17 protein-coding genes are annotated in these 14,066 nt (G+C 56.0%); 11 read left to right on the top strand and 6 right to left on the bottom strand.

Going from position 1 to position 14,066, the window contains the following annotated elements:
• Positions 1-111: 111 nt before the first annotated feature.
• From RCH14_RS23555 to RCH14_RS23535, 5 genes are all read left to right on the top strand, one after another.
• Entirely contained in the window at positions 112-894 is a 783-nt protein-coding gene (locus RCH14_RS23555; protein WP_343028537.1) for a phosphoadenosine phosphosulfate reductase family protein, read from the top strand.
• Between the two features lie 127 nt (positions 895-1,021).
• Positions 1,022-1,879: a hypothetical protein gene (locus RCH14_RS23550; RefSeq protein ID WP_343028536.1), complete on the top strand. Its 858-nt coding sequence runs from the start codon at positions 1,022-1,024 to the stop codon at positions 1,877-1,879.
• Positions 1,880-1,989: 110 nt separating this feature from the next.
• Positions 1,990-2,442, top strand: a complete 453-nt coding sequence (locus tag RCH14_RS23545; RefSeq protein WP_343028535.1) for a hypothetical protein — start codon at positions 1,990-1,992, stop codon at positions 2,440-2,442.
• Positions 2,432-3,346: an AAA family ATPase gene (locus tag RCH14_RS23540; RefSeq protein ID WP_343028534.1), complete on the top strand. Its 915-nt coding sequence runs from the start codon at positions 2,432-2,434 to the stop codon at positions 3,344-3,346. Before RCH14_RS23545 ends, RCH14_RS23540 begins: the two co-directional genes overlap by 11 nt.
• Positions 3,347-3,370: 24 nt before the next feature.
• Positions 3,371-3,664, top strand: a complete 294-nt coding sequence (locus RCH14_RS23535) for a hypothetical protein (RefSeq protein WP_343028533.1) — start codon at positions 3,371-3,373, stop codon at positions 3,662-3,664.
• Positions 3,665-3,821: 157 nt separating this feature from the next.
• On the opposite strand, the gene RCH14_RS23530 is transcribed toward RCH14_RS23535, so the two are convergent.
• From RCH14_RS23530 to RCH14_RS23505, 6 genes are all read right to left on the bottom strand, one after another.
• A complete protein-coding gene (locus RCH14_RS23530; protein ID WP_343028532.1) occupies positions 3,822-4,463 on the bottom strand; it encodes a recombinase family protein in 642 nt (213 codons plus the stop codon).
• Positions 4,464-4,466: 3 nt separating this feature from the next.
• Positions 4,467-4,982: a hypothetical protein gene (locus RCH14_RS23525; protein WP_343028531.1), complete on the bottom strand. Its 516-nt coding sequence runs from the start codon at positions 4,980-4,982 to the stop codon at positions 4,467-4,469.
• Between the two features lie 162 nt (positions 4,983-5,144).
• Positions 5,145-5,486: a hypothetical protein gene (locus tag RCH14_RS23520; protein ID WP_343028530.1), complete on the bottom strand. Its 342-nt coding sequence runs from the start codon at positions 5,484-5,486 to the stop codon at positions 5,145-5,147.
• A 36-nt stretch (positions 5,487-5,522) separates the two neighbouring features.
• Positions 5,523-5,765, bottom strand: coding sequence for a hypothetical protein (locus RCH14_RS23515; protein WP_343028529.1), 243 nt, complete (start codon positions 5,763-5,765; stop codon positions 5,523-5,525).
• The gene (locus RCH14_RS23510; RefSeq protein WP_343028528.1) at positions 5,762-6,814 is read right to left on the bottom strand and encodes a hypothetical protein; all 1,053 of its coding nucleotides are present in this window, start codon (positions 6,812-6,814) and stop codon (positions 5,762-5,764) included. Before RCH14_RS23510 ends, RCH14_RS23515 begins: the two co-directional genes overlap by 4 nt.
• Positions 6,811-6,948, bottom strand: coding sequence for a hypothetical protein (locus tag RCH14_RS23505; RefSeq protein WP_343028527.1), 138 nt, complete (start codon positions 6,946-6,948; stop codon positions 6,811-6,813). Before RCH14_RS23505 ends, RCH14_RS23510 begins: the two co-directional genes overlap by 4 nt.
• Before the next feature lie 126 nt (positions 6,949-7,074).
• Between RCH14_RS23505 and RCH14_RS23500 the strand changes: the two genes are divergently transcribed.
• The 6 genes from RCH14_RS23500 (at position 7,075) to RCH14_RS23475 (ending at position 13,646) form a co-directional block, all read left to right on the top strand.
• Complete coding sequence (locus RCH14_RS23500) at positions 7,075-9,738, top strand: type IV secretory system conjugative DNA transfer family protein (RefSeq protein ID WP_343028526.1); 2,664 nt, start codon at positions 7,075-7,077, stop codon at positions 9,736-9,738.
• A gap of 7 nt (positions 9,739-9,745) precedes the next feature.
• On the top strand, positions 9,746-10,285 hold the full coding sequence (gene traF, locus RCH14_RS23495) for a conjugative transfer signal peptidase TraF (RefSeq protein ID WP_343028525.1): 540 nt from the start codon (positions 9,746-9,748) through the stop codon (positions 10,283-10,285).
• Positions 10,286-10,318: 33 nt separating this feature from the next.
• A complete protein-coding gene (locus RCH14_RS23490) occupies positions 10,319-12,361 on the top strand; it encodes a DNA topoisomerase 3 (RefSeq protein ID WP_343028524.1) in 2,043 nt (680 codons plus the stop codon).
• A gap of 518 nt (positions 12,362-12,879) precedes the next feature.
• Positions 12,880-13,083: a hypothetical protein gene (locus RCH14_RS23485; RefSeq protein ID WP_343028523.1), complete on the top strand. Its 204-nt coding sequence runs from the start codon at positions 12,880-12,882 to the stop codon at positions 13,081-13,083.
• 16 nt (positions 13,084-13,099) lie between these two features.
• Positions 13,100-13,342, top strand: coding sequence for a hypothetical protein (locus RCH14_RS23480; protein ID WP_343028522.1), 243 nt, complete (start codon positions 13,100-13,102; stop codon positions 13,340-13,342).
• 13 nt (positions 13,343-13,355) lie between these two features.
• Positions 13,356-13,646: a hypothetical protein gene (locus tag RCH14_RS23475; protein WP_343028521.1), complete on the top strand. Its 291-nt coding sequence runs from the start codon at positions 13,356-13,358 to the stop codon at positions 13,644-13,646.
• Positions 13,647-14,066 lie beyond the last annotated feature (420 nt).

The raw sequence follows: 14,066 nt of genomic DNA, 5'->3' as shown, positions 1-14,066 counted from the left end.
GTTTACCGGATCAACATAATATATCTTGGTAACAACTTATAATTATGTTGACCGGATCATCGTATTATAATATGATTACAGGGTCAACAAATTATTTCACGGGGATACAGAATGACCAGTCAGAACAGCTTCGATTTCATGCAACTCGACACCGCAAAGCCTCCCCAGGAAGTGCTGGATCTGATCGCACGCGGGGCAGCCTTCGTAATCAATCACAGCGGCGGAAAAGACAGCCAAGCTATGTATCTGATGGTCCGCAAGTACGTGCCGGCAGCGCAGATCGTTCTGGTTCACGCCGACCTGGGCGAAGTGGAATGGGCCGGCGCCGTGCAACACATCAAGAGCACGACGGCCGGCGAGCCATTGCACATTTGCCGTGCCCGTCGCAACCTGCTGGAAATGATTGCTGAACGCGGCATGTTTCCCAGCCCGAGCCAGCGTCAATGCACCTCAGACCTGAAGCGCGGTCCGATTGAAAAGACGATTCGTCATCTTGGCGTGAAATTGATCGTGAACTGCATGGGGATGCGTGCCCAGGAATCGTCGGGCCGGTCGAAGCTGGCCACCTTCAAACTGAGCGAGCGCAACAGCAAAGCTGGCCGTGAGTGGTACGACTGGCTTCCAATCCACGCGATGACGACTGACCAGGTATTTAGCGAAATTGCCGCAGCTGGCCAGCAACCGCACTGGATCTACGCGGCCGGTATGTCGCGTTTCAGCTGCTGCTTCTGTGTGATGAGCAACCAGGCCGATCTAACGACGGCCGCACGCCTGAATCCTTCGCTGTACCGCAAATATGTTGATCTGGAGAAGTCCACTGGACAGGTGATGATGATGCCGAGCAAGACGCACGGCCGCCGTACTCTGGAGCAGATTACCGGGATCGCAGCATGAGCCGGCCCGTCATCCTGAATACGGAGCAACCATTCTATTATTTCAGTTAGCCCGGTCAACATAATAGGTTGACCGGACAAGCCAGGTAAATTATAATAACCCGGTCAACAAATTTAAACAGAAGATCATGCAACAGTCCTTTCCCTTCCTGCAGGTAGAAGTCAAACCGGCGCCGCGTCTGGCTCTGGCATTTCATTCTGGAATGTCCCGCGCTAAAGACTTCCGCGCAGCTGCAGATGCCGGCGTTGCTGTCGGTGTGGTTGCCGGCGAACTGGCTACCGCCACAATCTTTCTTGGCGTGCCTCGCTTCATCGGAATAGGCGGTTCGGTGTTCGTTGACTCGGGCGCTTTCGCGGAGTTTAAAACGGGTGTCGCACCAGATTTTGATGCTGTGTTGAGGGTCTATGAAATGCTGGCTTCGCATTCGGATCTGCAGGAAATCGGCAGCGGCCAGCTCTACGTGGTGTCGCCTGACAAAGTGGGCGATCAGCTGGAAACCCTGGCCCGCCTGGAGCAACACGCCGGCCGCGTTCGTGCATTGATCGAGCAAGGTTGCCAGGTCATCTTTCCGCTGCAGCGTGGCGTCATTCCCGCAACCGAAATGCTCGCGCGTGCCGTCGCCATCCTGGGCACGGATCGGTTCGTGGCCGGCATTCCGTCCAACAAAGAAGCCTTGTCGCTCGCGGAGTGCGCAAGCCTGCAGCATCATGCTTTTCATATCCTCGGCCGGGTTCAGATGAACCAGGATCAGGTGGAACGCCTTACCGCCCTTACCGCTAGTAATCCAGGCGCGGTTTTGACGGCTGATGCGAACTGGCTGCGTAGCCGACTCGGCCTGGTGTCCAACATGGCTGACCAGGAGCGCCGTATGCGTGTAGCGGCTCCAGCTGCGAATGACTTTGCGACCTGGCTGCAGCCGACCGCACGCGGGGCCGCAATCACGGCCGCCTTACTTCAGGAAAAAGCCTGGGGCAGAGCTGCTTAAACGCCCGCCTTGTCAACACAATTATTTTTTGTAACTGCCACCCTATTCCGTTGACCGGATCATCAGTATGTATTATGATGACCGTATCAACAAATTCGATGGGGTAGAAAATGGCACTCAAGGCAACGATCACAAACAAGACGGTTTTCCCTGCGGCCGTTTTCCAGATCCACCACGCCGGCAAGAACGATTACCGCGTCACCCTGGCCGGTGCCGGTGAACTGAGCAACCATGACCAGCTGGGGATTGCCTCTAGCAAGGCCGGTTGGTTCGCCCGTCTGCCTGCAGCAGATCTAACCTATGAAGTCAGCAAGCGCACTGAAACACCGTGCAGCTATACTGACGGTAAAGGGGAAACTGCCATGAAATCACTTGATGAACTGATCCTGGGAAAAGACAACCAGGCAGCGGCCAGCGCAGCGGTAAAGCGTGCTGTGGCCCGCGCAAACGCCAAAGGATTGCCCAAGGCTTATGAACCAGACTTTTCCGCCGGCAGATCCGTCCCGGCCGGGAATGACGCTGCAGCCGAGAACGACACTGCAGCGAAGAAGCATGACGCCTGAGCCAGTATCGAAAGTCATTGTCTTCGCAGGGCCGAATGGCTCCGGTAAGTCCACCATCACTGAAGGGCTGTTGATCGGCTTCGATGGCGAGTACATCAATGCCGATGCGATGGCCAAAGAACTTGAGCCGCGCATTCCTGATTACTTGGAGCGCAATCTTATCGCGGCGGACCTGGCCAATGATCGGCGCCAGGAAGCCATCAGCCAGGGGCGTCCGTTCGCTTTTGAAACGGTTTTTTCGACGGCCGGCAAATTAGCGATTATGACCCAGGCCAAAGCTGCCGGGTATGAGGTCGGCTTGGTGTTCGTAACCACCAGAGATCCCGAAATCAACGTGCAGCGTGTTGCCAATCGGGTTGAGGAAGGCGGGCATAGCGTTGCACCAGACAAGATCCGTTCGCGCTACCACGGCGCTATGGGCCTGCTACCGGCGGGTGTCGAAGTGGCCGACATCGCTGCGATCTACGATAATTCCTTGGCGTCCGAACGGATTGTGGCGATTAAGCGAGCTGGCCAGCTGCAGCTGCAGCCGGACGCGCATCAGGTGCCCTGGGTTCAAGACAAGCTTTGGACACCCTACCAGGCGCGGGAAACGTCCCTGCAGGCGATCCAGCAGGCTTACCAGGCCGACGTCGAGCGTAACCCGACTGCCCTGCCCTGCTCCCAGGCCCGCGCTGACGCCAGCGACGGCAAGCGATACGCCGGCCGCATTGTCGGCCTGACGGAACACCACGCCCTGCAGCAGATCGGCGCCAATGTCTACAAGCTCCATGATCGACTTCTAGTACCGGCAACTCCGCTAGAGCTGGGCAAACATGCGACGATCCAGTATGCCTACTCCAAAGGCCACGTTGTGACGCCGGATCTGGCCAAGCCGGGACCAGGCAAGCAGCTCGGCCGCTAACAATCTCATCTTCTGGAGGGAATTATGTTCGATTTCTTTGCCGGGTATTTGCTCGGTTCTAGCGCCCAAACGGGGCCAAGAGTTAGCGGGAAGGCAGTTGCAATCGCTGCGCTTTGCTTTATGGTGTGCGCGGGCATGGGCTGGCTTTGGATCGGGGAAATGTTCGATCGAGAGCCAGTGTCGTGTTCCGGCGCTGCGATGGCTGCCATGATGTGCGAGCTTGAGGCTTCAGGAAAGAAGATCGGCATGTTCCTCCTGGGCGCGTGTGCCATTATTGTTGTTGCCTGGTTCGGCGTCGCATCCTTGCTCAAGAAATAGCCGATTAGCTGCAGCAGGGGAAACAAAAAAGCCCACTACCAAGTGGGCTTTTTTTCGTTCTTACGCCAGGATCGCGGCGGCTAACCCGATGCCCAGGCAACAGATGACAAACACAACTGAGCAGATGAATATGCGCTGGCCAGCTCGGCTGAGGCGATCATATACCGTCATGGCTTGCTCCAGGCTTTTTCTCGGGTTTCTCGGCCCTGGCCAGCGAATTGTAAAGGGTCGAGCGGCTGACGTTGTAACGCTTGGCGACGCTCGCCACTGTGATTTCGGGGTTGGCCAGCAGTGCGCTAATTTCCTTCAATGCCTGGTCGTCCAACGACGGTTTGCGACCGCCGACGCGACCACGCGCCCGAGCTGCCTTTAAGCCTTCCATCGTGTTTTCTAACATCAGATCCCGGACGTATTGAGCGAGCGATGCCAACACGCCCAGGAACATGCGGCCTTGTGCGGTGCCGGTGTTGATCTGCTCGGTCAAGCTCACGAAACCGACTTTCTTCTCTGTCAGCTCGTTGATGATGTTCACCAGGTCAACCAGGGACCGGCCCAGGCGGTCCAGACGCCAGACAACGAGAGTGTCACCAGGCCGAAGTGCCCGCATCGCGTTGGCCAGCTCGGGCCGGCCTGTCTTGGCTCGACCGCTTTTCTTTTCCTCATAGATTTCGGCGCAGCCGGCACGCTGTAGCGCGTCACGCTGCAGGTCCAGGTTTTGATCGGCCGTGGAAACGCGGGCGTAACCGATCAGCAGGCCACCCGCGACCAAATCCGCTTTGTTCGGTCCTTGCTCACGCATAGGTCAAACCACCTCGCTCTCGATATAGTCGTCACGTACCAGGCGCAGGGGGGCGTAATACTGATCCTTCGGCAAGGTAGATACCTTGAGGGCTTCGCGGAGCTTTACGCGGTCGGGAATACGCCATTGCTCGGCCAGCTTTTCAAACTGGTCATTCCCGTTCGGAAAGTAGGTATGCACTTCCCTGTAGCCTTCGGCGTCCATCTGCAGGACAGCAATACAGTCCTTGAAGATGGCCCGATCAAGACAGCGCAAATCGGTTAAGTCGAACTTGAACCGCGTGCCGTTGTACAGGCTCAAGAGGAAGGCGGCAACATGCCGGCATTGCCCGCTGTGGTTTTGAGCAATGGGAAGCAGGCGCCGAAGCGCTGCTTCGCCTTCGACCAGGATCTGCGGCCGCTTCGCCTGGTGGTCGGCTTCCGCCTGGCGTTCAGCTGCGAACTGAGCTGCGATGCGGGCGGCGTCTTCGTCACTAAGGTTTCTACCGCCGAAGCTGATTTTGCCGATGTGGTCTACCATGTTGTTTCTCCGTGTCCAGTAATCAAATAAAATTTGGGTTTCTTATACATAGAAAACTATACATAGTTTTTGGACACATAAGACGAAAAAAAAGGGGCAAATAGCCCCGTCTTGGTGTGTGTGTAAGAAACCGTAGTTTGTTGGACATTACAGAAGCGGGCTCTAGTGCCGTGCAGCCGGCGCTTCGTGCACACCGCGCAAGCCTTCCATGAATTTACGAAGCAACTCCTCGGCAACGATGATTTCTGATACACCTCGGTGTTCTGCGTTTGCCTTTGCCTGGCCACGAATAGTTCCGCCGAAGACAATAGCAACGTCCTCAAGGGTCATACCGCGCCTGGTGGCAGCTTCCAAGATTTCTACCGCGTACTCCTGCATCTGGTTTTCGCGCTCGATGAGCTTACATTCTTCGTCCATCAATGTTGGCTCCCAATAAGAATTAAAAACTTCGTCTACGGTCAGCGTGATTTCTTTGCCGTCATCGAATGCTTCTGCGACTAGCAATGCGGTTAATCGCAGCTGCTTTCGATGTAATGTCTATTACAGTATTGCCTTCAAACGCGCATGTGCTTCCTCAATCGCCTTACGGATGACGTTCGCGGCCGTCGCGCCGTAGCCGGCCGTCTTCAGATCCTCCAGCTTGGCCAGGTGTTCGGCGCCCAGGTCAATCGGCAACCGCTTTCCGCCCGCGCCCGCCAGGCGCTCCAAGTGGCTTGCGGCACGCTTGGAGCTGGTCCTATCGTATGGGTCTTTCTTTCCTGCAGTGGTGTCTCGATCGGTCATCCTTTTTCGCCGGTCGTGGTCGGCGCTTCCAAACCTTGTTGAGCGTCTGCCTGCTCGGCTGCTTCCAGCTGGGACAGCAGTTCCACCAGTTTGATTTGGAACGGCATCGACAGTTGGGCGTAGCCTGGGTCTTCGCGCAAATTCTTCAGAGTCGAAACCAGGACAGGTGCTGACTTCTGAACTGCCTTTTTATAGACGGCACCAGGTACGAATTTCGGGGTCACGCGGGTCTTACCGGCGGCCTGGGCACGCACCAGGCCATTTTGCAGGATCTCGGCTGCTTTGGCACCATGCGTATGCAGCAGTTCAATCGCCGTCGATGCAGCAACCTCGTCCCGTTGAACCATATCGCGCAGCGCCCGTGGGCTTTCCATCAACATCAACAGATCGTTGATATAAGTTTCGGTAAAGTCCAGGCGCTTTGCGATGGCGGGGATTTCCCAGCCAAAACCCAGCAGGCGTTTTGCAGTGATGGCAATTTCAAATGGCTCCAGGGCATCACCATTATTGCCTGTGACAAGATCCGCTGTCAGGTCTTCAATCGTCGTACCGCGTGGGGCAATGACCATTGGGACGTTCTTAATCTCGGCACCTTCGGAATTGGCCAGGTGAACGCCTTCAAAGCGCCTGTGGCCGCCATACATGAAAATAACGTCCTCGCCGGTCGCAGGATCTTTGAGAACAATGCCAGACAGAGGCTTATCTTTCTTAAAGCCTTCCTGCAGCATCGAATTAGCAATGTTACGAACGCGAGCGTGATACCTCTCATTTTTGACGCGGACGTTGAAATTCGGCAATATGCGAATGTCTTTGATCGGCACGCTCCAAAGATCGCCACTGGTCGCACCGGCTGCCTTCATGGCGCCCTTCATATCTCCGCGTTCCAGTTCCATATCGAATTCCAAAGCCAGTTCAGGCTGCTTGATTTTGTTCGTCGTCGTCATCATTAATCCTTGCGATTGCGGGGCGCCCACTGCGCCGATCCATACTACTGTCATTTGGCTAAAAGAGAAGAGAATCGCCCAGCAAAGCGCCGGGCTGCGGATCAATCGACGATCAGGACGGGGCGATACTCGCCGGCAGTCAGGATCATCCACACGCCATTTTCAAGTTTGCTGAAGGCACACATGCGCACCCAATCAGCCTTTTTGATGCGAACTCCGTTAAAATTGCAGTCGTTCATTTCAAGCTCCAGACAGTTTGATTTGATGAAGCCCGCTCGGTTACCGCCGCGTGGGCTTCGCTTTTTGTGCAGCGCGTGTGCGCTACCCGTACTTCACATTATGCCGTTTATATAAACGGCTGTCAAATGTTCTTTCTTTACAGCGTGCACGACAGCCGTTCAGTTGCGTTTCGAGACGTTGTTTCTAGGAGGAAAAACGGTTTTTTCCTGTCGGCAATATATAATTGGTGCTATACTTTTCGGCAGCGTTTTAACTTTGGACAAGGAAAAGATATGGCAGTTGATGATTTGGGATACGTTGAGAAAAAGGCACCCGGTGCTGCAGCAGTCATGTCGCAGACCATCGCTCTACTCTGCGGCATCACCTTGTTGGCGTGTTGGTCTGCCACGCAGTATGCGGCCTGGAAACTAGGCTTCCAGCCGGCATTGGGGGAGCCTCTTTTATCTGGCGAAAAGTTCAACGTCTATATGCCCTTCGATTACTTCCTGTGGTTCTTACAGTTCGGCCATGTGCAAGGGACTGAAAAGGCATTCGACGGCGGGGAATACATCCTGACCGGCCTGCACTTCTTGTTCGTACCTGCGATCTGGAACGCGCTGCGCCAGCAGAAGAAATTTGGCGGCAAGAGTACCTTGCACGGCTCGGCCAAGTGGGCGAGTAAAGAAGACATTTTCAACGCAACCTTGCTGCGTCGGCCGCTGAACCTCATCCAGAAGCTGATGCATTCGCTCATCGACGCCGAAAAAGTGCCTGGTTGGTTGCCGGGTTCAACCTGGCTGAAAAATTCGATGGGGGCGAAGCCGATCAAAGGTGCGGCCGGCTGCTACGTCGGCGCCTGGGTAGACCCTGACACTGCCGAATATCACTATCTGACGCATGACGGGCCAGAGCACATTCTTGCTTTTGCACCAACTCGCTCAGGAAAAGGCGTAGGACTCGTTTTGCCAACATTGTTGAGCTGGCCGCACTCTGCGCTGGTCCATGACATCAAGGGCGAAGCTTGGGCGCTTACCGCCGGCTACCGCAAGGCGAAAGGTCAGAAGGTGCTGAAGTTTCAGCCAAGCGCAGCTGATGGTAGCAGTGTGCGTTTCAACCCACTTTCAGAAATTCGTATTCGGACAATGCGCGAGGTTTCGGACGCACAAAACGTTGCTCAAATGATTGTTGACCCGGATGGCAAGGGTATGGCCGACCATTGGGCGAAAACTGGCCATGAGCTGCTGTCGGCGGCGATCCTGCACATTCTTTACGTCAGCCGGGAAGGCGCCCGTAATCTGCGCGGCCTGGTCAGCTTCTTCTGCGATCCGACCATGACGATTGAGCAAGTTGCCGAAGCCATGCTTAATACTGAGCATGACCCGGAGGGCGTCCAGCGGTGGGAAGACCCGATTACCGGCAAACTCACGAAGATCCATCCGGTAGTCGCGGAGTCTGCGCGGTCATTCCTGAATAAAAGTGAAAATGAACGTTCCGGCGTTCAGTCAACGGCAATGTCATTCCTGTCGCTGTACCGCGATCCCGTTGTGGCTATGAATACGGCCGCGTCGGAATTTAAGGTTGACGATCTGATGGAACTGGACGTGCCTGTAACGCTGTACATCGTAGTCCCGCCGAACGACATGGCCCGTCTGCGGCCATTAATCCGCCTGGTCATCAATCAGATCGTGCGCGGGCGCACGGAAATGATGGAATTCAAGGACGGCCGAAGCGTGGCCGGTTATAAGCATCGCATGCTGCTGATGCTCGATGAATTCCCAGCGTTGGGTAAGCTTGAACTGATGGAGGAAGCCCTTGCATTTATTGCGGGCTACGGCCTGAAGGCATTTCTAATTACCCAGGATCTTACCCAGCTGTACAAAGCCTACACGAAAGACGAAAGCATCATTTCCAATGCGCATATCCGCATCGCTTACGCTCCTAACAAGTTTGAAACCGCTGAGCTTTTGTCAAAATATACGGGCCAATCGACGGTGACGAATTCGACGCGCAGCTATTCGGGCAATCGCCTCAATCCGCTGTTGATGCACGTTATGGCTGCGGAAAACCTGCAGGCTCGCGCTCTGCTGACGCCTGACGAATGCTTACGCCTGCCGGCGCCCGTCAAGAGTCCTGACGGTAAAAACATTCTGGCGCCAGGCGACATGCTCATCATGCCGGCAGGTGCAAGTCCGATCTACGGGAAACAGATCTTGTACTTCAAAGATCCTATCTTTGACGGCCGCTCTAAGATCCGGCCGCCGCATGAGTCCGATCGAATCCGCCCATGCGCAGAAAAGGCGGCCCCAATCCCATGCCCGCCTGCCCTGGCACAAATCCAGGTCGAAACGCCAGCGTCGGACCTGGACAAAATGATTCAGGTCGATGACCAGTCGCATCAATTCCTTGGCGCTCAACCGGCCGCCCAGATTGCAGCTTTCGCGCCGGCTGCGGCAACCCCAGCTGCGGCGCCGGCTGAAGTAGTCGCAGCCCCTATAGCTGGAGGTCCTGCAGCTGCGGTCATTGCAGCTATCGCAGTCGGCACCGTTACCGCTGCTGCAGCTGCGAACCAAGAGCATTCAGCTGTTGAGATTGTGCCGGCACCAGAGGCTGAAGAATTGACGCCAGAACAAATCGCCCAGCTCGATGCCGAAGCGGAAGCAGAGGGAGCGGAAGACTCGCAGACTGACGAAGGCATTGCCCAGGCGATGCTGGCCGAAACTGAAGAATCGCCTCCAGCACCGCCTGTTAGCGAGCCAGAAGCGGGGGCGCCCGAAAAAACCGCCGACGAAATGCTTGACTTCGATTTTTGAGGAATCCGTGAAAATCAAGAACAAACTGCCGCTATACATTGCCTTGACCGTGGCTGCTGTCTATCTGGCGTCATGGGTTTCTGGTTGGCATTTGGCCATCAATAGCACTAAGTCGATGCCACGCGGGATCTACCTGGTAACGCCACTGCATTCCGTGGAACGTGGCCAGGTGGTATCTCTTTGCATTTCAAACCAAGCGGCCATAGGCATCTATCTGGCAAGGCGTTATCTCTCGGCAAGCGGCCAGTGCCAGGCATCCCTGCCGCGTCTTCTCAAACCTGTCGTAGCGGTTCCTGGCGACCTGGTGACGATTACTGCGGCTGGGACGGCCGTAAATGGCCAGCTCCTGCCGAATTCGGGTGTGTTCGATACGGACAGCGAAGGCCGCGACATTGGGCACCTTCCTTTGGGGTGGTCCAAACGTCTGGATGCCGGCGAATACTTTGTTTTGGCCAATTACCTGCAGCGATCGCTCGATAGCCGTTATTACGGCACGCTGCGCCGCGACGATCTAAAGGGCCGTGCTTGGCCCCTCATAACCTTTTAACGGCGCCTGCCGTACTCTCATCGGAACACAAACATGAAACGACTTTTTATTGCTGAGAAGCCCAGCCTCGCCCGCGTCATAGCACAATTCTTGCCGGTCAAAGGTGTGTCAAAAGGTCCAGCTGGAAAACCGCCTACCCATATCGAGGCCGGCGATGACATCGTGACCTGGAACTTTGGCCACATGTACGAAATGGCAGAACCCGAAGACTATTCGGAAGCCTTCAAGAAATGGGATTTTGGTGTTCTGCCGATGGTGCCCAGCGAATGGCGTCTTAAAGCACGCGACGAAGCCAAAGACCAGATCAAGGCGATCAAGGGACTTATGGCTGACGCTCACGAAATCATCAATGCAGGCGATCCTGATCGTGAAGGCCAGTTGCTTGTCGATGAGCTGCTGGAACAGCTCGGCAACAAAAAACCAGTAAAGCGGATCTGGCTGGAAGCACTTGACGAAACATACGTGCGCAAGGCGTTGGCAGATCTGCGATGCAACGTGACCGGCACCACGCCACGCGGCATCCAATTCCGGTTTCTCAAAGCCAGCGCAGAAGCTCGCCAGCGTGCCGATTGGATGGTGGGAATGAACCTGACCCGCGCATACACATTGGCAGGGCGTCAAGGCGGCTATGACGGCGTGCTGTCGATCGGTCGCGTGCAAACTCCTACCCTCGCCCTGGTCGTCAATCGTGACCTGGCCATTGAAGGATTCAAAGCAAAAGATTTTTACGGGATCACTGCTGCTATCGCAGCGGCCGGCGGTAATTTCGTCGCCCGCTGGAAGCCTTCAGATCTGGTAACCGTCGATGAATCGGGGCGTGTCCTGGACAAAGCGGTGGCCGATGGTATCGCGGCCAAAGTGTCTGGCCAGGCCGGCGCCGTAGTGTCGTTCGACGCGAAAGAGAAGAAGCAGGCGCCGCCGGGGTTGTACTCGCTGTCCGGTCTGCAGCAGGCAGCCAACAAGAAACTTGGCCTGGGTGCGCAGGAAGTTCTGGACATTGCCCAGGCGCTGTATGAGGCGAAGCTGACGACGTATCCGCGCACGGACTGCAGCTACCTCCCGGAAAGCCAGCTGGTAGAGGCGCCAGGGATTCTGGCCGGTTTGCCGGCCGAGTATTCCAGCCTGGTTGAGCAGGCGAATACCGCGCTCAAATCGGCAGCCTGGGACGATAAGAAGCTCGGGGCGCACACCGCCATCGTGCCAACTGGCCAACATGCCACGCTGACAGGCGCGCAGGCCCGAGTCTTCGACATGATCGTGCGGGCGTACCTGGCACAGTTCTTCCCCGCGCACACATACCGCGAGACAAACATTTTCCTGAACATCGCTGACGAAAGCTTCACGGCCAGCGGCAAAGTGCCTTTGGCCCCAGGCTGGAAGGTTGTCTTTGGCGCCGCTACGGATTCCGATGACGACGACGACGGCAAGGACGACAAAGATAGCAAGCAGACCTTGCCTGCCCTCGTGAAAGGCGAAAATGTTTCCTGCTCGGGTGCTACGGTCGAATCGAAGAAGACCACGCCACCGGCCCGCTTTACTGAGGGCACGCTAATTGCCGCGATGACGAACATTCATCAGCTGGTCGAAGACCTGGAGCTGAAAAAGCGGCTGAAAGAAAACGCCGGCATCGGAACCGAAGCAACCCGCGCCGGCATCCTTGAAACCCTGAAAAAGCGCGGCTTCCTGGTCGAGAAAGGAAAGCAGATCATCAGCAGCGATCCCGCCCGCAAACTGATTGTGGCATTGCCAGATGCGGTGAAAAGCCCTGGCCTGACGGGACTGTTTGAACAGGTCTTGGACGGTATCGCAGACGGCCGCGTTACACCGGAACAGTTCCTGGCCAAGCAACAGGAATACGTTACCAAGTACGTCGAACACGCCAAAACCGCGCAGCTGGGCCTGACGTCTACCTACCCTTGCCCAGTCTGCAAAAAAGGACAGCTGCGCCGCGTCCGCATGGGGGATAAATCGTTCTTCGGCTGCTCCAATGCAAACAGCGAAACCGCGAAGTGTTCTGCTTCATTCCCGGAAAAAGGCGGCAAACCGAGCTTTGGTACGCCAAAGGGCAAACGCTGAAACGACGCGGCGGCTGCATTCCTGGGCCGCCGTCTTTTCCGAGGATTCCAGCAAAAATGCCAGGCTATGCCCGAAAAAGAGCCTGCACGGCTTTCCCTCTGAATCTATCTCCAATCCATCATATTCAGAGGTTCGCATTGCCTAAGCCACAACGCTCTAGCCAGAGCAAATCCTGCTTGCAGTTCGTTTATATAAACGGTACAATGCGAAGCATGGGCCGGCGCACTGGGCGAGGCGAATACTGGAAGGGCTAGATTATGAAGAAGGTTCGTTTCGACAAATGCGGTTATTTTGAGGTTACGGAAGGCAAGCATTTCCACGGTCGCGTTTGGCCAGCCTGTGGGCGCCGCTACTACACCGTACAATTTGGCTACACCGTGACTTGCTCGATGTTCATGGACGATTTCGGCAATCTTCGCTCAGCCCGCTAAACTAATCGTGCCCTACGGGGCGCATGATCCCGGAAAACGCGCCACGTGCGCCCGATGCCGGCCGGCAGCTGGTGAAGGAGCTAAACGATGAATAAATCAGTGTCCAAGACGTTTCAACCAGTCGATTCCATCGACCAGGAGCGCGCTGCCTACGGTGCTATCCAGTTGAGTGCCGAAGAAGCGGCTGAGTTTGAGCCACATGCAGACAAGCGGATGGCGACGCCACGCTACAACGACATAGTGGGCCAACCCTTTGTGTTTCTCGACCTGCCCGGTAAACCGAAGCGCTAACACACCGGAAAACGAAATGCTCGCATCTACCCGGATCAGTCTGACTTACAAAGTCTCGGCTTGTGCCATCGTGATCCTGACCTGTGCTCTGGCCTACGCAATCTGGAGCTATCAGCCCGCACAAGACACGCTTGAGGAAGTGCTGCGGCCAATCGGTCTTGTGATCGTGCTTGCTGCTGGCATCATTCAGGCTTACGTGACTGCCACCAATCGGCTCGCCAAGCGTGTCGTACGCGCCCTGCGATTCAAATCCCTGTAGGACGGAAAAAACGATGAGCGACATGAAACCAGAAGCACTCAATGAAACCGAACGGACTGCACTGCGTGCGGCCTCCGAAGCGTTTGTACTGATCCGTATGCTCACGGCCCGTCCGATGACGCCTGAAGCGTGGAAAGTCATTTACGACATGGCAGACGCATTCCATAACATACCCGAGTACTGCGCGGGGCCAGTGCAGCAGCGCGCAGCGAGTCGGTTCCTTCTGGAAGCTGGCTTACGCCAAGGCGTCGACGCATTCGACAAGCATCAGCTTGTAAGCCATCACTTGCCGACGCAAGCATAGCCAAGTCGCGGAAAACCCGCGCAGCAGCATCCACGGCCCGCATGACGGGCCTGGTGCAGTGAGGGGGGAGGCGCGGTGCCCGCCCATCAAACTTAGAGAGTCCACTATGAACACCGAAATCTTCGTCGCTTTCCTCGCCGCCCACTTCGCAATCGTCATCCGCGAGTGGCGTCCCCAGCTCGCCATCTGAGCTTGGAAAAAGCCGTTCATCGGTTAAACCGAAACTCTACGAATTACCGAAAACCATGATTGAGAGATTTGAACAATGGTGGCATGGAGTCACAAAAGGGCATAGCTTGGTCAAGATCACCAATCGAACTCAGACCGATTGCGGATTTGATGATTACAAGTGCTCAGTTTGCGGCGCCGTTGAGAGTCACTTTCACAACTAAGAAAAGCGCCGTGTGCGCCCGATCGCCG

The organism is Massilia sp. MP_M2, from assembly GCF_039123635.1.
Classification (GTDB): domain Bacteria; phylum Pseudomonadota; class Gammaproteobacteria; order Burkholderiales; family Burkholderiaceae_D; genus Telluria.
This window is presented reverse-complemented; position numbering and strand designations above follow the sequence as displayed.